The sequence below is a fragment of the Streptomyces sp. NPDC091416 genome (assembly GCF_044756845.1).
Lineage (GTDB): Bacteria > Actinomycetota > Actinomycetes > Streptomycetales > Streptomycetaceae > Streptomyces.
On record NZ_JBIVTU010000004.1, the window covers coordinates 150,861 to 171,713 of the forward strand.

General features: G+C 71.4%; 16 protein-coding genes. 8 read left to right on the top strand and 8 right to left on the bottom strand.

The features are described 5' to 3' along the window. Positions 1 to 3: 3 nt before the first annotated feature. Both ACIQMX_RS14270 and ACIQMX_RS14275 read left to right on the top strand, forming a co-directional pair. Positions 4 to 609 carry a flavin reductase family protein gene (locus ACIQMX_RS14270; protein WP_363074913.1) on the top strand — a complete coding sequence of 202 codons (606 nt, stop codon included), beginning with the start codon at positions 4 to 6 and terminating at the stop codon, positions 607 to 609. Continuing rightward, the gene (locus ACIQMX_RS14275) at positions 606 to 2,141 is read left to right on the top strand and encodes an MmgE/PrpD family protein (protein ID WP_363074911.1); all 1,536 of its coding nucleotides are present in this window, start codon (positions 606 to 608) and stop codon (positions 2,139 to 2,141) included. Before ACIQMX_RS14270 ends, ACIQMX_RS14275 begins: the two co-directional genes overlap by 4 nt. Before the next feature lie 6 nt (positions 2,142 to 2,147). Here ACIQMX_RS14275 and ACIQMX_RS14280 read toward each other — a convergent pair whose 3' ends face one another. The 4 genes from ACIQMX_RS14280 to ACIQMX_RS14295 all read right to left on the bottom strand — a co-directional run bounded on the left by ACIQMX_RS14280 (position 2,148) and on the right by ACIQMX_RS14295 (position 9,219). After that, complete coding sequence (locus tag ACIQMX_RS14280) at positions 2,148 to 3,500, bottom strand: LuxR C-terminal-related transcriptional regulator (protein ID WP_402477780.1); 1,353 nt, start codon at positions 3,498 to 3,500, stop codon at positions 2,148 to 2,150. 885 nt (positions 3,501 to 4,385) lie between these two features. Further along, positions 4,386 to 5,936: a long-chain fatty acid--CoA ligase gene (locus tag ACIQMX_RS14285; protein WP_402477782.1), complete on the bottom strand. Its 1,551-nt coding sequence runs from the start codon at positions 5,934 to 5,936 to the stop codon at positions 4,386 to 4,388. 20 nt (positions 5,937 to 5,956) lie between these two features. Then, positions 5,957 to 7,666: an aldehyde dehydrogenase family protein gene (locus ACIQMX_RS14290; RefSeq protein WP_402477784.1), complete on the bottom strand. Its 1,710-nt coding sequence runs from the start codon at positions 7,664 to 7,666 to the stop codon at positions 5,957 to 5,959. Then, positions 7,663 to 9,219, bottom strand: a complete 1,557-nt coding sequence (locus tag ACIQMX_RS14295; protein ID WP_402477787.1) for a GMC family oxidoreductase — start codon at positions 9,217 to 9,219, stop codon at positions 7,663 to 7,665. The genes ACIQMX_RS14290 and ACIQMX_RS14295 overlap by 4 nt, the downstream gene beginning before the upstream one ends. Positions 9,220 to 9,388: 169 nt before the next feature. Here ACIQMX_RS14295 and ACIQMX_RS14300 point away from each other — a divergent pair, with 169 nt between their 5' ends. Beyond that, a complete protein-coding gene (locus ACIQMX_RS14300) occupies positions 9,389 to 10,582 on the top strand; it encodes a PucR family transcriptional regulator (RefSeq protein WP_402477790.1) in 1,194 nt (397 codons plus the stop codon). Positions 10,583 to 10,883: 301 nt separating this feature from the next. On the opposite strand, the gene ACIQMX_RS14305 is transcribed toward ACIQMX_RS14300, so the two are convergent. Continuing rightward, positions 10,884 to 11,657 (bottom strand): hypothetical protein, encoded by a 774-nt coding sequence (locus ACIQMX_RS14305; protein WP_363074899.1) that lies wholly within the window; start codon positions 11,655 to 11,657, stop codon positions 10,884 to 10,886. Between the two features lie 202 nt (positions 11,658 to 11,859). On the opposite strand from ACIQMX_RS14305, the gene ACIQMX_RS14310 reads away from it, so the two are divergent. Together ACIQMX_RS14310 and ACIQMX_RS14315 are read left to right on the top strand one after the other, a co-directional pair. Then, on the top strand, positions 11,860 to 12,222 hold the full coding sequence (locus ACIQMX_RS14310; protein ID WP_363074897.1) for a hypothetical protein: 363 nt from the start codon (positions 11,860 to 11,862) through the stop codon (positions 12,220 to 12,222). Positions 12,223 to 12,365: 143 nt separating this feature from the next. Then, positions 12,366 to 13,850, top strand: a complete 1,485-nt coding sequence (locus tag ACIQMX_RS14315) for an amidase (protein WP_363074895.1) — start codon at positions 12,366 to 12,368, stop codon at positions 13,848 to 13,850. Positions 13,851 to 14,396: 546 nt separating this feature from the next. Here the strand turns inward: ACIQMX_RS14315 and ACIQMX_RS14320 are convergent. Beyond that, entirely contained in the window at positions 14,397 to 15,080 is a 684-nt protein-coding gene (locus ACIQMX_RS14320; protein ID WP_402477793.1) for a TetR/AcrR family transcriptional regulator, read from the bottom strand. Between the two features lie 117 nt (positions 15,081 to 15,197). On the opposite strand from ACIQMX_RS14320, the gene ACIQMX_RS14325 reads away from it, so the two are divergent. Further along, positions 15,198 to 16,106, top strand: coding sequence for an SDR family oxidoreductase (locus ACIQMX_RS14325; RefSeq protein ID WP_402477796.1), 909 nt, complete (start codon positions 15,198 to 15,200; stop codon positions 16,104 to 16,106). A gap of 242 nt (positions 16,107 to 16,348) precedes the next feature. On the opposite strand, the gene ACIQMX_RS14330 is transcribed toward ACIQMX_RS14325, so the two are convergent. Next, entirely contained in the window at positions 16,349 to 17,332 is a 984-nt protein-coding gene (locus tag ACIQMX_RS14330) for a carboxymuconolactone decarboxylase family protein (protein WP_402477798.1), read from the bottom strand. A 169-nt stretch (positions 17,333 to 17,501) separates the two neighbouring features. Between ACIQMX_RS14330 and ACIQMX_RS14335 the strand changes: the two genes are divergently transcribed. Both ACIQMX_RS14335 and ACIQMX_RS14340 read left to right on the top strand, forming a co-directional pair. Beyond that, a complete protein-coding gene (locus tag ACIQMX_RS14335) occupies positions 17,502 to 18,650 on the top strand; it encodes a sensor histidine kinase (RefSeq protein WP_363074891.1) in 1,149 nt (382 codons plus the stop codon). Beyond that, on the top strand, positions 18,647 to 19,330 hold the full coding sequence (locus tag ACIQMX_RS14340) for a response regulator transcription factor (RefSeq protein WP_363074889.1): 684 nt from the start codon (positions 18,647 to 18,649) through the stop codon (positions 19,328 to 19,330). Before ACIQMX_RS14335 ends, ACIQMX_RS14340 begins: the two co-directional genes overlap by 4 nt. 24 nt (positions 19,331 to 19,354) lie before the next feature. Here the strand turns inward: ACIQMX_RS14340 and ACIQMX_RS14345 are convergent, their stop codons facing one another. Further along, positions 19,355 to 20,419, bottom strand: a complete 1,065-nt coding sequence (locus tag ACIQMX_RS14345) for a biotin/lipoate A/B protein ligase family protein (protein ID WP_402477802.1) — start codon at positions 20,417 to 20,419, stop codon at positions 19,355 to 19,357. Positions 20,420 to 20,853: the final 434 nt, after the last annotated feature.

Here is a 20,853-nt window from a genome sequence, read left to right on the forward strand (position 1 = left end):
TCCATGGACGGTGCCAGTTCTCCGGGACTGAGGGAGTCGACGGTCGACGACACGTCGTGCCGCGCGTACTTCCGCAAACTGGCGGCAGGGGTGGCTGTGGTGACCGCGTGCGGTGACTCGGGATGGTCGGGAACGACCGTGTCGACGCTGACGAGCGTGTCCCTGTCTCCGCCCATCGTCCTGTGCTGTGTCTCCCACGGCTCCCGGACGGTCGCCGCGATCCGTCATGCCGGGCGCTTCGCCGTCCACCTCCTGTCCGGCGACCAGCCCTACCTGGCGGACCGGTTCAGCCGGCCGCCCAGTGACAGCTCACGGTTCGAGGACCTGGGGCACGAGGTCGGGCTGATCCGAGGTGCCCCGGCGATCGCCGGCACGCTCTCCATCGGGTGGTGCGACCTCCACTCCCTGGACGTGGTCGGCGACCACGTCGTCGTGTACGGACGGCTCACCGCCCTGCGGGTCGGTGAGGGAGAGCCGCTGCTCTGGCACGACCGCTCCTACCGGACGTTCCGGGAGCCGGCCGGCCTGATCCAGGAGCCGGCCGGTCCGATCAGCAGCGCGGCACGAGCCGGCTCGTCGCCGCTGTGCGACAGGGGTGTCCGGCGATGACGTCCATGACTTCCACCGGCATCCCGTCCGGCCCGCCCGAGGCCGCCGGCAGCCTGACCGGCAGGCTCGCCGCATGGGCGCACACCGTGACCCATGACGACATCCCCGCCCACACCTCGGATCTGGCCGTCAGCCAGCTCATCTCCAATCTCGCCGCGGTCCGGGGTTCGCTGAACCACCCCGTCGGCAGAAAGCTCGTCCGGGCGTTCGGCCCTCCCGGCCAGCCCGACCCCGGACGAGCGGCCTACGTCCTCGCCGCGCTCGCGACGGCGCTCGACTTCGACGAGGTGGCCTACTCCGGACACGTGTCGGCCGGGGCGGTGAACGTGGCGATCGCGGAGGCACAGCGCAACGGGCTCGACGGAAAGTCCCTGCTGGCCACGATCGTCACCGCCAACGAGTGCGCGGCAAGGATCTCGGCGGCGACCATTCTCAGCCCCTTCTTCCGGGGCCAGACGAACACGCACTGCCATCTCGCCAGCGCGGCGGCAGCACGGCTGCACGCCCGGCGCGCGTCCCCGCGGGAGTGGACGGCGGGGCTGGGCATGGCGTTCGGCATCCTGGCCGTGCCGCTTCACCACGCCGTCGTGACCAGCGATGTCAAGGCACTCGGCGCCGCGGCGCCGGTCCGGCTGGCACTGGACGCGTGCGACGCCGCGGCGCACGGGATGGCAGGGCCGGACCGCATCCTCGAACATCCCGAAGGGCTGCTGGCACAGCTGTCCGTGGTGCCGCTTCCGGAAGCGGTGACGGCGGGGCTGGGACGCCGCTGGCACACCGACACCCTGACGTACAAGCGCTTCCCGGGCAGCGCCTACCTGCACGCCGCCTTCGACTGCGCCGAGCGCGTGCACCGCCGGCTGGGCGCGCTCGACGCGGCCCGGGTCCGACGGATCGTCGTCCGCGGTTCGCTGCTGACCTGGCAGATGGAACGAAAGGTCGGCCCTGTGCTCGACGGCCCGCGCACCAGTGTCCCGGCCGCGACCCTGTCCGTCGGGTACGGCGTCGCCACCCTGCTGATGACGGGGGCTTTCGGGGTGCGGGACCTGACGGAGGGCGCGATCGCCGACGAGGCGCGCTGGTCCCTGGCGGACAGGGTCACGGTCGAGCACGACATGGGACTGTCGGTACGGATGGCACAGGCGACTTCGCCGTTGGGCGAGGCGTTGCGTCTCGCGGGCGACCGCGCCCTGGACTGGCCCGAGCTGATGGCGTGGGGCGGTGACGAGGTACGGGCCATCCTGGCCGGGCTGGGCGGACAGGAGGAGACGCTGGAGAACGCCACGATGGCCATCGGTGCCCGGATCGAGGTCGAACTGACCGACGGCACCGAAGTGACCGAGGAGTGCGACGCGTTCATCGGATCCGCGGGCCCGGCGACACGGCGGTCCCACCGTTCCCTGGTGGGCGAGAAGTTCCTCGCCGTCGGTGGTGCGCAGGACGTGCTGTCCGAGCTGGAGCGCATCGAGTCGCTCGACGCCTCCGGGACGGCCCGTGTGCTGAGCCGTGCGCTGCGTGTGGACCAGGACTGACCGCCATCAGCGATGTCCGTTCGGCCCGTGGTCCCCGGTGCCCGGAGGCCCGTCGATCCCGGCGATGATGGGCCCCAGCTTGACGCGCGTGGAGATCGACAGCTTCCGGAAGACGTTGCGCAGATGGAAGTTCACCGTGTGCGGGGAGACGCCGAGCTCCTTCGCCGCCTGCTGGTTCGTCATGCCCTGGCCCACCAGCCGGGCGACTTCGCTCTCCCGGTCGCTCAGCGAGGAGAGCGGGCCCGGCTCGTGGGGCCGGGCGGCGACGGTCTCCGGATCCGCCGCGTCGCTCCGGGTGGATCCCGTTGTCCGGCGCGGCGCGGCGGGCCCGGAAGCGGCCGGCGGGGGAGGCGTCGCGCCGGAGGGTGCCGGAGGCCCGCCGGGCAGCCGTGGCTCCGCGGAAAGGCAAGAGCGGTCGGCAGTGAGGTCCAGGATGGAGGGAACTTCGGGTGTGCCGCCCGCCCATACCTTTCGCGCACTTTCGGCCGCCGTTTCCAGCGGAGTGAAACCGCGGTTGTCGTCCGCCAGCTTCTCGATCGCGCGGAGGCAGTTCCCGGCAAGGCCGGTGGCCCCGGCACGCAGCGCGACGCCGATCAGCCACGCCGGCCGTGAGGGATCCTCGATGAAGCATCCTGAATCCGTGGCGAGGAGGTGCCAGTTGGCCCGGATGCGGTCGGCTGCCACGCGTGGTGGCTCCTCAGCGGCGACCAGGGCTATTTCCGCGAAGGCGACCCGGGCGCGGGAGTCGACCAGTGCGTAATAGCCGGTTCTCGCGTGGAAGAGCCGGAGCAGTTCGGCGGCCCTGTCATATTCACCACGCGCCAGATGAGCGGTTGCCGCGACCGAGAGTGCGAGCTTCATTCCGATGGCGGACGCGGTCTCCTCGCTGATGCGCACGGCGGTCGCCGCGGATTCGATCGCCTGCTCGAAGCGCCCTGCCTGGAGGTGAAGCACCGACCGCAGCGCCTCGGGCAGAGAGCCGAAGACGAGCAGGCCGGAACTGTCTATCAGTTCGTCGATGTCGCAGATGACCCGGCTGGCCTGGAGATGGGCATGGACATCGCTCAGCTTCTTGGCCAGCAGCAGATTCGCGTAGACGCGCCATATGGGGGCTGCGTTGCGGCTGTGTTCGACCGCTGAGCGGCTCAGCGCGAGTCCCTGCATCAGGCTGCCGGAATGCCAGTGTTCGTCCGACTCGACGCACAGCGAGACCGTCCTCAGCGCATCGGCACCTTCGGCCGGCTCCGCCTCCGGTCCGTCCGGCCCCGGACTCCAGCGTGGGGAATCCTCTCCGACCATGGATGCCGCGAGGAGCCGGAAGGCGATCACATCGCGATAGGCCTGCTCCGATTCGGTCATTTCCTCAAGTGCTTTGTCGACCGACGAAAGCGCGGACCTGATATCGCCCCGGACGAACAGCAGACGGGCACCGTCAAGTGTCCGAAGAATCTCTGGACGTAACACGGTGGCGTGGTAAGAATTGATGAGGTAGAGAATATCGCTCACGGAGGACGGGGACGAAGCGTCGGAATGTGGCCCGCCGTCGACCGTCCCGCTCTCGTTGCTCGGTATCCTCTCCATCTCTCTCCTTGTCCGCCCGTTCGAAACTATGCGTCGTGCGCCGCCGTGCGCTCCGGAGCATGCCGACATCGCACCTTCGAATCAACCTTGTTCAGTTCCCGTGATCTGAGGGAAGACCGGCTGTCGGGCGCCATGGACTCTGTTTCGGGACGGGGAGACCCGGATCGAGGCTCCGGCAGCGCCCGGCCCCTTCGGGAGCGGACGCCGGTGGGAGACCGAGAGGCTGTGGCACCGCGCGAGGCATGCCTGAGGGCCGGCCCGCTCCGGCTGTGGGTGGATGGGGTGCGCCTTCCCCTGGATCAGGACGAATCGGCGAAAGCCGGCAGCGTCGTTCCGCGTGACGGCCGTTGTTCCGTTGCGCTGTCAGGGTCTGTAGGTGCTCACTTGTCGACTCCTCCACCTTGCAGCTCGGATGCCTGAACGTGCGGGCCCGTGGGCGGGGACGGAGTCAGTGATGACGGTCCGGTGTGTTCACTGCCTGTGGACCGCCCCCGTTGGGCGTACAGCAGTGCGACAGTAATTCGTTCAGACGTTCATACGCCAGACTTACCGGCCAGTACCTTGATCCTATGCCAATTCTTGACGTTCGATAAATGGCTGATTCTCGACCCGGTTTCGGCGTTTGGGATCGATTATCAGCGGATTAAACCCTTGGCCCGATACTCAGTCGGCGAGTTCACGTTTGAGGATCTTTCCGGTGGCCGTCATGGGAAGGCGGTCCCGGAACTCCACGAGGCGGGGGTACTTGTAGGCTGCCATGTTCTGCTTGCACCAGACCATCAGCTCGTCCTCGGTCACCGTCGCGCCGGGCTTACGGACGACGAAGGCCTTCACTTCCTCGCCGTGCCGGGCGTGCGGAACGCCGACGACGGCGGCAAGGCTGATGCCGGGATGAGTGAGCAGCGCTTCCTCGAGCTCCCGGGGATAGACGTTGAAGCCGCCCCGGATGATCAGGTCCTTGATCCTGTCGATGATGTAGAGATAGCCGTCGGTGTCCCGTCTGGCGATGTCGCCGGTGCGGAACCAGCCGTGCGGGTCGATCGCCTCGGCCGTCGCCTCCGGCCGGTTGAGATAGCCCTTCATCACGTTGTGCCCGCGGACGTGGATCTCGCCCGGCTCGTCCGGATCGCACGACGAACCGTCCGTGCGGACGACCTTCACCTCGACGCCCCATACCGGCAGACCGATCGATCCGGGCCTGCGGGGCCGGTCCAGACGGTTGAAGGTGGCGATCGGACTGGTCTCGGAGAGGCCGTATCCCTCCAGGATCGGCACGTTGAACCGGTGCTCGAAGCCGCTCAGTACCTCCGACGGCAGGGCCGAGCCGCCGCACACCGCCATCCGCAGGTTGCGGGCGATCGCCGCCAGATCGTGGGCGCCGGCGGCCTCGTAGGTGAGCAGCGCCCAGTACATCGTCGGTACCCCGGCGAAGAACGTGACACCCGCCCGCTCCATCGCCTCCAGGGCGGCACCCGCCTCGAAGCGCGGCAGCAGCACGATCGTGGCTCCGCAGGCGAAGGACGCGTTCAGCTGAACGGTCTGGCCGAAGGAATGGAACATCGGGAGCGCCAGAAGGTGGACATCGCCCGCGCCCATGTCGAACTGACGGTTGGCGAGCAGTGCGTTGTGCACCATGTTGCTGTGCGTCAGTTCGGCACCCTTGGGTCTGCCCGTGGTGCCGCTGGTGTAGAGCACGACGGCGGTGTCGCCCTCCGCGGTGGCCACGGACTCGAAGACCGCCGGCATGCCGCGGGTGAACTCGGCGAGCGTCGTCGCCTCCCGGGAGGGGGCGGGCGACGCGGGGTCCTGAGTGATCACCACGAAGTGCTCGCAGTCCGGTGCGGACGCGAAGGCGGCCCGGCCTGATGCGGCCATGGGCAGCTCTTCGGTGCCCTCGAAACAGAAGTAGACCCGTGCGGCCGAGTCCTGCAGGTGGTAGGCGATCTCACGGTCGGTGAGCAGGACGTTCAGCGGGACGACGACGGCTCCGGCCTTGAGGATGCCGAAGTAGACGACCGGGAAGAACGGGACGTTGGGGCAGCTCAGTGCCACCCGGTCGCCCGAGCCGATCCCGCGGGCCGACAGGGCCGCGGCGACCTGGGCGGCCGCGGCGTCGACCTCCGCGTACGACATGCGGGTCCCGCCCAGGACCAGGGCGGTGTGGTCCGGGAAGTCCCGGGCGGTCTGTTCCAGCACGACGGCGAGGTTGAGCACGGCAGGCCCTCTTCCCCGTCTCAGCCGCGCAACGCGGAGGAGAAGATTCCGGGCAGCGCCGACCAACGGGGCCCGGCGGCGAAGCCGGCGAGCCGGCGTCCTGTCGTCGCGGCGGTCCGGTTGGTGACGAACCACGGCGGCTTGGGGGACAGCGCGGCCTCACCGTGCGCGAGGGCGCGGGGAGCAGGCCGGAACGGACCCCGCACCACGGTGCGTTCGGGGTTGTTGAGAAGGAGCGCGTTGTGCACGACCCCGATGCCGCTCTGGACGTCGTCGAGGGTGTGGCCGGGGAACGCGCCCCAGCTGGCGGCCGCGGTCAGATACCCGAGACCGGCCCAGGCGTTGACCGCGACCGTGCCGTACCTGAGTTCGGCGATCGCCTCGTCCATCGACGGCCCGAGACGGGTCAGGGTGCGCGGGTGCGCGATCAGGTTGACGGCGAGTGTGCCGGCGAACTCCTCATTCGCGGTACGGACCGCGGAGGCGAGGAACGCACGCTCGTCGCCGGGCAGTTCGAGGACGCCGAGCACCGGAGCGAAGTACTCGGTGGTCAGCGCCGGTCCCGGTTCCGCCGCATCGATGCCCTCGATGAGCACACGTCCGCCGAGGACGCGGGCCTGCGGGTAGGACTCCAGCGCCTCCGCGACCCGGTCGTCGCTCCCCGGGTAGTACGCGGAGCGTTGCGGGGCCTCGGCCAGGGCTGTCCTCAGATGGGCGAGGAAACGGTCCTTCTGGGGCCAGTCGGAACCTACGATCACGACCTGGCCCGCCACGCAGTTGTACCCGCCGTTGTGCAGCCGCTGGGTGACCACGTGCTCGGCCTGGAACCGGAGGTCGGCCTCCGACCACGGGCCCGGCACCACGACAACCGGCGAGACCCCGCCCAGTTCGCTGGTCACGGGCTTCGTCAGCAGGGGCGTACCGGCGCGCTTGCGGTGCGCGCCCTCTTCGCCGCCGCCGAAGACGATCGCGTCGTGCGTCCGGGCGCTGCCGGTCATGTGCACATGACCCACCGACGTGTGGTGGACGAGGCGGGTACCGATGTCCGCTCCGCCGGTGAGGATCCGTACGGCTCCCACGTCGATCAGGGGGGCCAGAACCGCGCGGAACACGTCGAGCAGTCCCGCGGCGACCGGGTTGAGCTTGAGGGCGACGACGCGGTTGTGGGCGTACAGCTCGTACAGCACGTCCAGTACCGGAATCGACGTGATGTTCCCGGCGCCGAGCACCACGCTCACGCCGGCGGTCCTGCCGGGCCGGCGCAGCGCGAGACCCGCTTCCTCCCGTACGGCCTCGGCCGTGACGCCGGGCGGCATCCACACCTGCGCGCTGAAGCCGCTCAGCAGCAGCCGGTCCCAGATGCCGTGCGGCATGACGCGCACGGCGACGCGCCCGCCCGGTGCGGTGGTCAGCGGGAAGCCGTCCACCGGGCTCCGTCCCTCCTCCAGCGCGCGGACGCCGGCGGCCAGCGCGGACGTGGCGGTCAGGACCGGATAGGGGCCGGACATCCACTCCTCGCCGAGCAGCGGGCTGTCGTCGGGCAGCTGCTTGTACGCGGCCGCGGCGCGCACCCAGGCCGAGGCCCGGTCGGCGGTCCGGGCGTGCACCTGTTCCAGCAGCAGCCGGCGCCGTGCCAGGTCGCACGCCGCCCAGGCCGCTTCGCCCCGGACCAGTTCGGCCAGGGCCCGGTCGGCCGATTCCACCTGCTCAGCTGTCGCCGCCGTGGTCATCGCGCAGCCCTCGTGATGAGATCGGCGGCCTTCTCGGCGGCCATGATGGTGGGCGCGTTGGTGTTGCCCCGGGGCACCGAGGGGAAGACCGACGCGTCGACGACCCGCAGCCCCGCCACCCCCAGCACGCGCAGTTCGGGATCGACCACGGAGCCGATGGCGCAGGTCGACGTCGGATGGAACAACGTCATTCCCGACGCGCTCGCCCAGGCCAGAATGTCCGCCGTCGAATCCGAGCCGGGAACGTCGAACGGCCCGGTGACCGCCTGGGCCAGCGGGGCCTGCGCGACGATCTCCAGGGCGATCCGCACGCCGTTCACGAGGCAGTCGCGGTCCTCGGCCGTGGTCAGGTAGTTGTGCGAGATGCGCGGCGCCGCGTCCGGCCGCGACGACCGCAGCGTGACCTGTCCGCGGCTCGTCGGCGCCAGCACGCACGGGCCGAGCGCGAAGCCGTGCTCGGCGACGGGACCGAGTCCCTCCTGGTGGAACAGGACAGGAGCCATGTGGAGCTGCCCGTCCGGCGCCTCGATTCCCTCCCGCGTACGGTAGAAGCCGCCCGCCTCGCCGATGTTGGAGGTCAGCGGCCCCCGTCCCTCGCTCTCCAGGAGTGCCGCGTTCTCCGGGCTCGCCGCGGTCATCAGCGACTCGGCACGGGTCCGGAAGTTGAGCAGCGCCATGTAGTGGTCCTGGAGACCCTGGCCGACCGGCAGCTCGCTCACTACGTCGATGCCGGCGGCAGCCAGCGCGGCGGCCGGTCCTATGCCGGACAGCATCAGCAGCTTCGGGGATTCGTACACCCCCGCGGAGACGATCACCTCCTGCCGGGCGCTGATCACCTCGACGGCTCCGCCCATGCCCACTTCGACGCCGGTCGCCCGGCCGTTCCCCATCACCACCCGGTGGGCCAGGGCCGAGGGAAGCACCGTCAGGTTCGGGCGGTGCAGCACGGGGTGGAGGTAGGCGACGGCCGCGCTGCATCGCATGCCATCACGCTGGGTGAGCTGGTAGGGACCGACGCCCAGCTGCGACTCCGCGTTGAAGTCGTCGTTGCGCTTGTGGCCGGCCCGTACCGCGGACTCCACGAAGGCCGTGGCCAACGGGTGGGCGGAGCGGCTGTCGCTCACGCGCAGGGGGCCTCCGGAACCGTGGAAGGCGTCCGCGCCACGCTCGTTGTCCTCGGCCTTGCGGAAGTAGGGCAGCACCTGCGCGTAGGACCAGCCCGTCGCGCCGGCCGCGGCCCAGCCGTCGTAGTCGGCCGGGTTGCCACGCATGTAGATCATCGCGTTCATCGAGCTGGAGCCGCCGAACGTCCTGCCGCGGGGCAGATAGAGCCGGCGTCCTTTGAGCCCGGGCTCGGGCTCGGTGTCGAGGTCCCAGTCGAGGTCGCTCTTGAACAGCCTGCTGAAGGCCGCGGGGACATGGATCTCCTGCGCCGTGTCCGGGCCGCCCGCCTCGATCACCGCCACCTGGACGTCCGGGTTCTCGGAGAGCCGGGAAGCCAGCACGCATCCCGCGGAACCTGCCCCGACGATGACGTAGTCGTAGTCGTACATCCGACCTCCCATGATCCGTCGAGGTGGTGCCCTCGCACACCGGAACCGCGGTGGAACCCACTGACCGTGATTCCATCGCCCCGTTCCGGATCAGACCATGGGCAGCGAGCGGGAAAACGAGTCGTCCGTTTGTGCGCCCGCACAAACAGTGCGGGTCTAGAATCCGTGCGTGGTCGCGGAGTTGGAGAAGGACGAACGCGTTGCGGAGCTGGTCGGCCGACTGCTGGCGGACGTGGGCCGGCTCAGCGACGAGCTGACCGCCGAGATCATGAGCGGCGAGCACGTCTACGGCGAGCGCGCGCTGCTCGACGAGGAACGGCTGCGCGCCGTCGTACGCGACAACCTGCGGACCTTGCTCACCACCCTTCAGGGCGGGCCCGCCACCCTCGACGCGCCGCGTGCGGCCGGACGGCTCAAGGCCGAACACGGCATCCCGCTCGCCGCACTGCTCCACGCGTACCGGACGGCCGGGCGTTTCGTGTGGGACAGGTTGCGTGCCCTGACCGACGACGAGGAGATCGCCGCCACGCTCCTGCCGATCGCCTCCGGCCTCTGGGCGGCGATCGACTCGTACTCCAGCGCGGCGGCCGACGCCTACCGCACCGTGGTCGAGGTGCACGCACGCCGTGACACCACGGCGCGGGGCGCCATGTTCGCGACCCTGCTGGACGGCAGGGTCGGCACGAGCGCCGGCGCGTGGGACATCGTCAGGGTCCTGGGGCTCGACCGTCAGGGACCGTTCCTCGTGGTGTGCGCCGAGGGCCACGACGCCACGGAGCCGCTGCCCGGCGCGGCAGTCCGGCTCCGTGCGGCGGGGGTCGGATCGGCCTGGATGTCCCAGATCAATGCCGAGGTCGGTCTGCTGGCGCTCTCGAACGAATCCGCCCTCACGGCAGCCGTCGACGCGCTCATGGACGGGGTCCTCTCCCGCGTCGGAGTCAGCCGCCCCTTCGCCTCTCCCGTCAACGCCGCCACGGCCTGGCGCGAGGCGCAGCTCGCGGTGCAGTGCCTGCCGCCCGGCACGACCGGGAGCCATCTCTACGGGAGTTCACCGATCGCCCTGCTCGCGACCGCCTCCCCGGACGCGGCGGCGGAGATGGCCGAGGCCGTGCTCGGTCCCCTGCGCGCCCAGCCGGAGGCGGAGCAGTCCATGCTGCTGGAGACCCTGCGCGCCTGGTTCACCGCCGGGGGCTCCACGGCACGCGCCGCGGCGCTCCTTCACTGCCACCGCAACACGGTCCTGTACCGCCTCAACCGGATCACCGAACTGACCGGCCGACGCCCCGCGGAAGCGGAGTCCGCGGCTGAGCTCTACCTCGCGCTGCACATCGTGCGGATGGGTCTTGCGGCAAGAGGCGCCTGACCCGGGGGCGCGTTCCCGGTGGGCGCCGTCCCGCCCACCCCCGATCCCGTCACCGAAAGCCCCGGCCGGCCCTGACCGGCCGGTCCGCGCGGGGCCCGACGTGGTGCGGACCGGATGCGAGAGCGTCACACGGGGCCCGACGTGGTGCGGACCACCGGCCGCGAGAGCGTCACACAGGGCCCGACGTGGTGCGGACCACCGGCCGCGAGAGCGTCACACAGGGCCCGACGTGGTGCGGACCACCGGCCGCGAAAGCGTCACACCGGGCTCGACGTGGTGCGGACCACCGGCCGCGAGAGCGTCACACAGGGCTCGTCGACCGGCCCAGCAGCGCGCTGACGTCGAACGAGTCGGCCGACGAGGGCGTGGTCCTGGGTACCGGCTCCCCGAAGGCGGAGAAGCCCACGACCGCGTCCGCGCCGTTGCCCTCGATGGTGAGCCGCAGCGGGTACGGCTTGCCGGTGGCCGCCACGTCCAGGGTCAGGGTGGTGCCGTCGCGCATGCGGGTCAGCGGAATGACGGACGCCTTGCCGAGCGTGGTCTTCTCGCCCTTGTTGAGCGTGCCGGTGTCGTCGTTCGCGTTGTCGCTGACCAGCTTCTGGAAGGTCTTCAGGTCGCAGGTCCTGGTCAGGGCGCTCAGCCGGGGGTCGTCGGCCGACCCCTTCATGTAGCGGTCGCCGACGATCGCGGCGAAGGCCGAACCGCCGTTGGGGACCTGGTTCTTCCAGAAGTCCGCGTCCGGCTTGATCCAGATGTCGTCGCCCCGCTTCACGATCAGTGCCGAGCCCTGGCTGTCGCCGAGGTCCACCGAACCGTTGCAGTTGCCGTCCCGGTCCAGAGTGAGCTCCAGGGTCATGGGTGTACTGCCCTTGCCGAGGTCCCCGCGCGTACTCAGGTGCAGGGACTGCGCGCTGAGCAGCGCGTCGCGGGAGCGGTCGGCGATCTGCTGCGCGGTGAGTTGGTCGATGTCCTCCGCGTGGGACGTGCCGGCGCCCAGGACCGCGCTGCCGGTGACGGAGAGAACGATCGCCGCAGTCCATGCGGCGGGGCGTGTGCCGAGGTGTGGACCGGTCACGTCGCCTCCTCGAAGGGTCGTAACGGGACTGTCCGGGTCTGCGGCCCGATCTTCCGAGCGTACGCCGGGCGGGGGGTGGCCGCCCGGCGGAGTGGCGACGCATCGTATCGGGTGCGTACCCAGCGTGACGTTGTGTGCTGTGATCGGTTAAGGGTGGGGGACGGTCGCAGGCGACCGTCCCTGTCACGACCGAGAGGGAGACATGAAGAAGTCCATGGGAAGCCGGTCCGGGGCTGCCGTACGGGGCGCCGCCGTCGCAGGACTGACCGCGGCGCTCGCGGTCTCCACCGGCCTGGCCACGGCAGCCTCGGCAGCGGCTTTGGCGAAGACACCGCCGGGACTCTCCTGCGAGACGGGCAAGCACGCCATCGACGACTACACCGGCTACGCGCTCTGCCGCAACAACGGCTCCGCGACGCAGACCTTCTGGGTGCACCTGGTCTGCGGCTGGTCGCCGGACGTCGATGGTGAGCGCGTCACGCTGAACCCCGGGCAGTCCGGTCAGTCGACCGCGCACTGTGCGGGGCTCGGCACCGGAATCGGTGAGATCACCGTTCAGCCGTAGGGCAGGCACCGCCCGGGCCGCGTGGTGGCGCCCACGGGCCCGGGCGAGCGGTTGAGGGATCGGTCATGACTCGTTACCCTCCAGTAAGTTCGTTCGGTCGGCCAGGTACACGCACCTGACGGTACGAGGAAGGCGGGCAGCCCATGTCCTCTGCGCAACCCACCGGAACGGACATCGGGGCCCCCGCCGGGCTGGCCGACAGCGCACAGGCCCTCGCGGACGGCCGCACCACCTCCGTCCGGCTGGTCACCGACGCCCTCGCCCGGATCGAGGCGAGCCAGGGCTCCCTCAACGCCTTCCGGCACCTGCGCGCGACCGCCGCACTCGCCGAGGCCGCAGAGGCCGACCGCAAGCTCGCCGCCGGGGAGCGTCTGCCGCTGCTCGGGGTGCCGCTCGCCGTCAAGGACGACACCGACGTCGCCGGGCTGCCCACTCATTTCGGCTGCGCGGGGGAGCTGCCCGCCGCGACCGCCGACAGCGAGTCCGTACGCCGGCTGCGAGCGGCCGGGGCCGTGATCGTGGGGAAGACCAACTCCTGCGAACTGGGCCAGTGGCCGTTCACCGAGGGATCCGCCTTCGGCGCCACCCGTAATCCGTGGAACACCGACCACACCCCGGGCGGCTCGTCCGGCGGTTCGGCGGCCGCCGTCGCCGCCGGACTGGTGCCTGCCGCGCTCGGCTCGGACGGGGCCGGGTCCGTCCGCATCCCCGCCGCCTGGACCCACCTCGTCGGCATCAAGCCGCAGCGCGGCCGGATCTCCGTGCATCCCCACAGCGACGCCTTCCAGGGACTCACCGTCAACGGCCCCCTGGCCAGGACCGTCGCCGACGCCGCGCTGCTGCTGGACTCCGTCGCGGGAGCCCACCCCGACGACCCGCACCGCCCGCCGCCCGTCCGGGCCCGGGCCGCCGCCCGCCGCGACCCGGGCCGACTGCGCATCGCACTCGCCTGGCGCCCCCCGCTCACCCTCACGGGCGCGGCGCCCGACCCGGACGTACGCCGTGCGGTCACCGAACTTGCCGAGGCCCTGGCCCGCCTCGGCCATCACGTCGAGGAGGCCCGGCCGCGCTACGGGCTGATCGGTCTCGGCTTCCTCCCCCGTGCCACCGCCGGCATCGCCGAACTCGCCGCCCTGCACCCCGAACCCGCGCTCCTGGACCCCCGCACCCGCAGCGCCCTGCGCACCGGCACCCGCCTCGGCGGCCGGGTGGTGCGGGCGGCACGTGCCCGCGAGGTGCGCCAGCACCGGCGTATCGGCGCGCTGTTCCACCCCGCTCGCGGCAGGGAAGGAACGGGATTCGACGTGCTGCTCACCCCGACGACAGCCCTGCCGCCTCCCCGGATCGGCAGGTTCGACGGACTGAGCGCCTGGCGCACCGATGTGGCGATGACCGAGGCCTGCCCGTACGCCTGGCCGTGGAACGTGCTGGGCTGGCCCGGAATCAACGTCCCCGCAGGCTTCACCCCCGGCGGGCTCCCCGTCGGGGCCCAGCTGCTCGGTCCCTCCCGCAGCGAGGAACGGCTCATCTCGCTCGCCGCCCAACTGGAGGCCGACCGGCGGTGGTACGAGCACCGCCCGCCGGCCGCACCCGGCCCCGGGGAACACCGAAACAGCCGTCGGTGCTGAGAAGGACCATGTCCGGCCAACGCCGGCCTGGGCTCCGCCGGGGTTCGCGGAAAGATCACCGGAACCGACCCGGATCTCTTCGGGGCGGGGCGGCTCGTCCGGGTCGGTGCGGAGCATCGCGCACCGTATGCGGGCCTGACCGAACGGAGTTGGAAGCGGCTTCTTCGCATCGCGGCCGCTGCCCGTTGGCCGAAGATGACCAGGGAGCTTCTCGCGCTGGTGCGAGGTGCGGTGTGTCGCGTGCTTTCGGGGCAGGAGGAGGACGCGGCCGAGCTGGGACCGGTCCTTGAGCAGCCGGTACGCCTCGGGACATCGGCGAGGTGGCGGCGGAATGAACGCCCCGCCGTGGATGATCCTGTGCGTCGGGGGCGGCGTCCGGCGGCAGTCGTGGGCGGGCCGGGTCCGCGGAGAGCGGCGCGTGGACCAGGGCGTCGACCGCGCCTCGGCGGGTGTATGCGGGCGGCGGGCCCGGTCCGGAGCGCATGTTGCGCGCCGGACACCTCCCGGTGCGGTGTGCGGCAGGGGGCGGTGCGGTGGCTCGGGAGTTCAGTCCTCGGCGCCTCGCGCCTCGTGCTGGGCCAGGAGGCCGGTGAGGGTCAGCGTCAGGCTCGTGGTGACGATGTGGTCGAAGCTCATGAGCAGCTTCCCGATGGCCGGGTCGGCCTCGTAGGCGGCTCGCAGCGCCTCGCTCGGCGTGCTGTGCGGCCAGGCGGCGGCGGCGATCAGGATCGTGATCGCCGCGACGTGCAGAGCGTCGTCGGCATCCAGTTCCGGCAGCGCCCGGGTGACGATCTGCGCGGTTTCGTCGGCGATGCCGAGGGTTGCCCGCTTGTGCCGCAACACGACCTCGGTGGACACGTTGCGCTCCAGTACCCCGGCCTGGGCGCTGAGCAGGTCGCACAGCACAGGGCGCGCCCGGAGCGTCGCGGCGATCATCCCGGCGAGCCGCGCTGCCCGCTCACGCGCGGGGCCTTCGGTGACCGCCGAGCTCGTCTCGGCGAGGGCGGCGAGCCATGCGCGCATCTCGGCGTCGAGGAGTTCGAGCAGCACCGCCTCGCGGGACTCGAAGTAGCGCAGCACGTTCGACTTGGCCAGGCCCACGCGCCGGCTCAGCTCGTTGAGGCTGACGTCCGCGACCGGCGTCCGGGTCAGCATCTCCGCGGCCGTTTCGAGGATGGCGGTCCGGCGCTGTTCGCGCTGCTCCTCGCTGCGCGCTCGTTGAAACTCCATGCGCACACTCTACGGACCGCCCGTCTCTTAGGTAAAGACCGGCGGTCTCTTGTTTTCGGACCGGTGGTGCTTTAGCGTCGGGAGGGAGAACAGACCACCAGTCTTTAAGGAGTGGGAATGACCTACCAGGTACCCGGCCAGACCGGGAAGCTCGCGATCGTGACGGGCGCGAACAGCGGCACCGGCAAGGAGGCCGCGCGCAAGCTGGCGGCGGCCGGGGCCCGCGTCATCATGGCGGTGCGCACCGTCGCCAAGGGTGAGAGCGCCAGACAGGAGATCCTCGCCCAGCACCCCCGGGCGGACGTGGAGGTACGCCGCGTCGACCTGGCCGACCTCGCCGGCGTGGAGGCGTTCGCCGACTCCGTGGTCCGTGACGGACGGCCCGTGGACATCCTGCTGAACAACGCCGGCGTGATGTTCCCGCCGGTGCGGCACGAGACGGCCGACGGCTTCGAGCTGCAGATGGGCAGCAACTACCTCGGCCCGTTCGCCCTCACCGTGCGCCTGCTGCCGGCGCTGCTGAAGGCGAAGGCGCCCCGCGTGGTGACGATGTCCAGCGGCATGGCCGCCCGCGGCACCATCGACTTCGACGACCTGAACTGGACGAAGTCCTACAGCCCCACCGGCGCCTACGCCCGCTCCAAGCTCGCCGACCTGCTGCTCAGCCAGCAGCTGGCCCGCGTCGCGACCGCGCAGGGCTGGAACCTGCTCTCGCTCGGCGCCCACCCCGGCAACGCCGCCACCGGAATCGCCGACGCGGGACCCCGCCTCGGCGGCGACCCGACCCTGCTCTTCCGTGTCGCCTGGAAGATCACCCCCCAGCACTCCGCCGAGGCCGGAGCCGACCCGATGCTGTACGCCGCCACGTCGGCCGACGTGGTCCAGGGCGGCTATTACGGCCCCCGCTTCAACCTGGTGGGCGCCCCGGCAAAGGCGAACTTCACGCCGAAGGCCAAGGACCGGCGCGTCGCCGAGCGCCTGTGGACCGAGAGCGAACGGCTCACCGGTGTCCACGTCGCCGCATAACCCCGGCAACAACGCGCACAGCCGGCCGGCACACACACCGCACCGTGCCGACCGCTGCGCCGATGTTTCCCTGGGCCGGCTCCGTCAGGACTGTCCCGCGATTCCTGGCGGGCGCACGGTGACAGCCACGGAACCTCCTCCTCGGAGCGCTTCCCCGCCCTGTCGTTCACCGCATCCGACGCCGCGCGCCGATCCACCGGGGATGGCGGGACAGTCCGCAGTCGCAGGCGTAGCCGCAGCCGTCAGCTCGCCACCCGCCGCTCCGAGGTGAGCGTGGCCTCGACGCGCCCCATGGCGCAGATCGCGCCGAACGCGATCAGATGGACCAGGCAGTGATCGGTGAACGGCGGTGCGAGCCAGGCGGCCACGTCCTCGTCCGTGATCCGGTACGGGGCGCGTGCCGCGAGCAGTGCCAGCCGGGCGCCCGGGCGCTCGGCCCGGTCCGGCAGATCCGTTGCGTGCAGGGGGAGCGGGGTGACGCCGTCCCAGGCCGCCACCGACTCCCGTACGAACGCCGCGTCCTCCTCGCTCAGCAGCCCGGCACCCAGCTCCGCCGCGGTGCGCAGGGCCCCGTACGCAGTGCCGACGGCGGTGCCCGCCGCCCAGGCGGGCGCTTCGCCCTCCGTTTCGAGCATCGGCAGGCTCAGACCTGCCACGAGTTCGCGGCGCACGGTCCTGGCCAGGGAGCGGCCCGCCGCACTCCGAACGGCACGGATCCGCTGGAGACCGCAGGGCAGCATGCTCTCGGTCAGCAGCGCGGAGGCGATCCGGTTGATGAAGTGGAAGGTGAGCGCGGTCCCGATGTGTTCGGGTGCGGCGGCGGGCCCGAAGGGCTGCGGCGTGCTCATGTCCTTCCCCCAGGCCAGCAGCCGGCGATGGCCGGGGTCGGCCGGCTGCTCGCCGCGGGCGATCGTCTCCGCCAGCCGGTGGTCGCCGGTGGCGTGCAGCAGCACGGTGTGCGCGTCCACGCAGAACGGACAGCGGTTGGCGAGCGACACCCCGGCCGCCACCACCTCCTTGTCCGTCCGGGACACCCGTCCGGTCAGCAACGATTCGCGGGTCAGAGCCCAGGCCGAGGTCAGGAGCGGAGGAGAGGCGGACAGGACGACGAAGGTCGCGGCGCGCTCGATCCCGAAGTCGGTGGCCATCTGGGCGTAGACGTCGGCGACCACTCCGGTCGCCGACTTCGGAGGTACGGGTGAGGTGTAGCGGAAGGGTCTGGTCATGACGACGATGCTCGCCCCCGGACCGGGCCCGTGGCGTCGTACCGCCGGAGGCAGTCGCCGCTGCTCCCCACCGGTCGCGGGCGGCCGGTCACTACTGCACGGGGAGTAGTGCCCGGCCGGTCCTCAGGGCTGATGCCCCGTCGGCCGTACGGGAGTTAGGGTGCGGCACATGACGGGGGAGACGGGGGACGCGGGCCGCCGCGGCCGGTTGCCGGACGCGTTGCTCGCGGTGGCGATCGGCGTGGCGGTCTCCGCCGCGGCCTGGGCGGCCTCGGCGCCCGGTGTGCTCGACCTGGTGCTCGTCGCGACCGGATCGCTGGCCCTCGCCGCGCACCGCCGGGCGCCCCGCACGGTGCTCGCCGTCACCACGCTCGCCCTGTCCGGCTACGTGCTCCACGCGCACCCGGGCACCTGGGCGGCGTTCCCCGTGCTGGTCGCCGTGCACGCCGCCGCCCGCAGTGGGCACCGCGCCTGGGGCATCGCGGCCGGCGCGCTCTTCCTCGCCGGCTACTTCACCGTCCTGATCACCTCCGCGCCCGCCGCCGAGAGCGTCGTGGAGCGGACCCTGCTGCTGCTGGGCTGGTTCCTCTGCGCCGGGGTCACCGGGCTCATCGACAAGAACTGGCAGGCCTATCTGCGCCAGACCGAGCAGCGGGCGCTCGATGCCGAACGCACCCGGGACGAGGCGGCGTTGCGCCGGGCGGGGGAGGAGCGGCTGCGGATCGCCCGCGAGCTGCACGACTCGCTCACCCACTCCATCTCGATCGTCAAGCTCCAGGCGGGAGTCGCCGTCCACCTCGCCCGCAAGCGTGGCACGGAGGTGGAGCCCGCGCTGCTCGCCATCCAGGAGGCGAGCGGTGAGGCGATGCGTGAACTGCGCGCCACACTGGAGGTGTTGCGTACGGACGTGGTCGAACCCGGCACCGGACTCGACCGGATCGGCGAGCTGGCCGAACGGGCCCGCGGCGCCGGCATCGCGCTCGCGGTCACCGTCAGCGGCGACGAACGGCCGCTGCCCGCGGCCGTGGACCGCGCCGCCTACCGCATCGTGCAGGAGGCCCTCACCAACGTGGCCCGGCACGCCGACCGGGCGCCCACCACCGTCCGACTCGCCTACGGGCGGAGCGCTCTGACCGTGCGTGTCGACGACCGCGGCCCGTGCGCGCCGGGCGACACCGTCACGGTGGGCACCGGGCTCACCGGCATGCGGGAGCGCGTCACGGCGCTCGGCGGCACCCTGGCCGCCGCACCGCGCAGGGCGGGCGGCTTCTCCGTCCATGCCGAACTGCCCCTGAACACCGCTGGATCCAACGGATGAGCGGCGAACCGGACGGCCCGCTCCGGGTCATCGTCGTCGACGACCAGGCCCTGATGCGGGCGGGCTTCCGGGCACTGCTCGACGCGGAGGACGGCATCGAGGTGGTCGGCGAGGCCGCGGACGGCCGCGAGGGGCTGGAGCTGGCCCGGCTGCACACCCCGGACATCGCCCTGGTCGACGTACAGATGCCGGTGATGACGGGCATCGAGGCGACCCGGGCGATCGCCGCCGACCCGCTGCTGAGCGGGGTCCACGTGGTGATCCTGACCAACTACGGCCTGGACGAGTACGTGTTCGACGCGTTGCGCGCCGGAGCGGCCGGCTTCCTGCTCAAGGACACCGAACCCGCCGAACTGCTCCACGCGGTCCGCGTCGCGGCCCGCGGCGACGCGCTGCTCTCGCCCGCCATCACCCGCAGACTGATCGGCGAGTTCGTCGCCCGGCCCCCGGACCGGGCCACCGCACCGGGCTTCGAGACCCTGACCCGCCGGGAGCGGGAGGTCAGCGCGCTGGCGGCCCGGGGGCTGACGAACGAGGAGATCGCCGCGCACATGGTCATCAGCCCGTTCACGGCCAAGACGCACATCAGCCGCGCCATGACCAAGCTCGGCGCCCGCGACCGCGCCCAACTCGTCGTCTTCGCCTATGAGTCGGGGCTGATCACCCCACGCGAGCGCTGACCGGGACCCGGCTAAGGGACCCGGCTAAGGGACCCGGGCGGTCCACTCGGCCGTGCCGAACTTGGTGCGCACGAGCTCCTCCGCCCGGGCCAGTTCCTCCGGGGTCACCCGGCCCTGGGCGAGGCCGTGACGATTGCGGAACGACTCGATCATCCGCTCGATGACGGCCTGACGGGGAAGACCGGTCTGCCGGCGCAAGGGGTCGACGCGCTTCTTGGCGCTCTTCGTGCCCTTGTCGGACATCTTCTCCTTGCCGATGCGCAGGACGTCGAGCATCTTGTCGGCATCGATGTCGTACGACATCGTCACGTGATGCAGCACCGCGCCGGGCCCGCCGTCCGGTCCCACCACGCGCTTCTGTGCCGCCCCCGCGATCTTCCCGACCTCCGTCGCGATGTCGTTCAGCGGCTGGTACCAGGCCTTGATCCCCATGTCGCCGAGCGCTTCGAGCACCCAGTCGTCCAGATAGGCGTAGCTGTCGGCGAAGGAGAGGCCGGAGACGAGGGAGTGCGGCACCGCGAGCGAGTACGTGATGGTGCTGCTCGGCTCCGCGAACATGGCCCCGCCGCCGGAGACGCGCCGGACCACCGTGACCCCGTGCCGTTCGACGCCCGCCGGGTCCACCTCGTTGCGCAGGGACTGGAAGCTGCCGATGATCACCGCGGGGGAGTCCCACTCCCACACGCGGAGCGTCGGCGGCCGGCGGCCCGCGGCGACCTCGGCCGTGATGACCTCGTCGAGGGCCATGTGGAGGGCCGGGGACTGAGGGGCGTCGTGGATGAGCTGCCAGTCGTAGTCGCTCCACTCCGTGGCGTGCGCCAGCGCCCGGCGTACGGCGACGGCGACACCCTCCGACGTGAGCCCGAGCATCACGGTCGACTCCGGGAGTGCCGCGTCGATCCGGGCAGCCAGGCCCGTGGTGTCGGTGGTGGCCGGGGCGCCCTCCAGCGCCGCGTCGATCGCGAGGATCGCCTCGTCCGGCTCCAGGAAGAAGTCACCGGCCACCCGTACGTCCCGCAGTGCCCCGCCCCGGACCTCCAGGTCCACGACGACCAGCTTGCCGCCGGGGACCTTGTATTCACCGTGCACGGCCATTCCTCCAGTTCCGCCGGTTCTTCTGCAGACGAATCGGCTCCGAGCAGCCATAACGTCATCGCCGCGACATTTAGTCCGCCGAGGCGGCGGTGATCCGGGTGGCCCCGCGGCGACGCCGGCCGTGGACATTCCGCGAAAGCGTGCAGGCCGGAGCGGCTTCTGTCGTGCCGTCGCTTCGACTCTTGGCCGGTGCGCACCCCTGGCGGCGAGCGGCGGGCGGCGGAATGCGGGCGTTTTCGCACTCCGGGGGTGCATCTCGGGCGGTCGGTCAGTGGTATGGACCAAGGTCTTGACACTCGCTTAGTTCACTTCTTAAATCACGTAGTGAACTAAGCGGCCTCGCCGCCGCACCCCGCACGCGGTACTTCACACGGCACCCCCACCTCGGTCGGCGCAGCTCCCGCACCATCCTCGCGCCCTGAATCCGT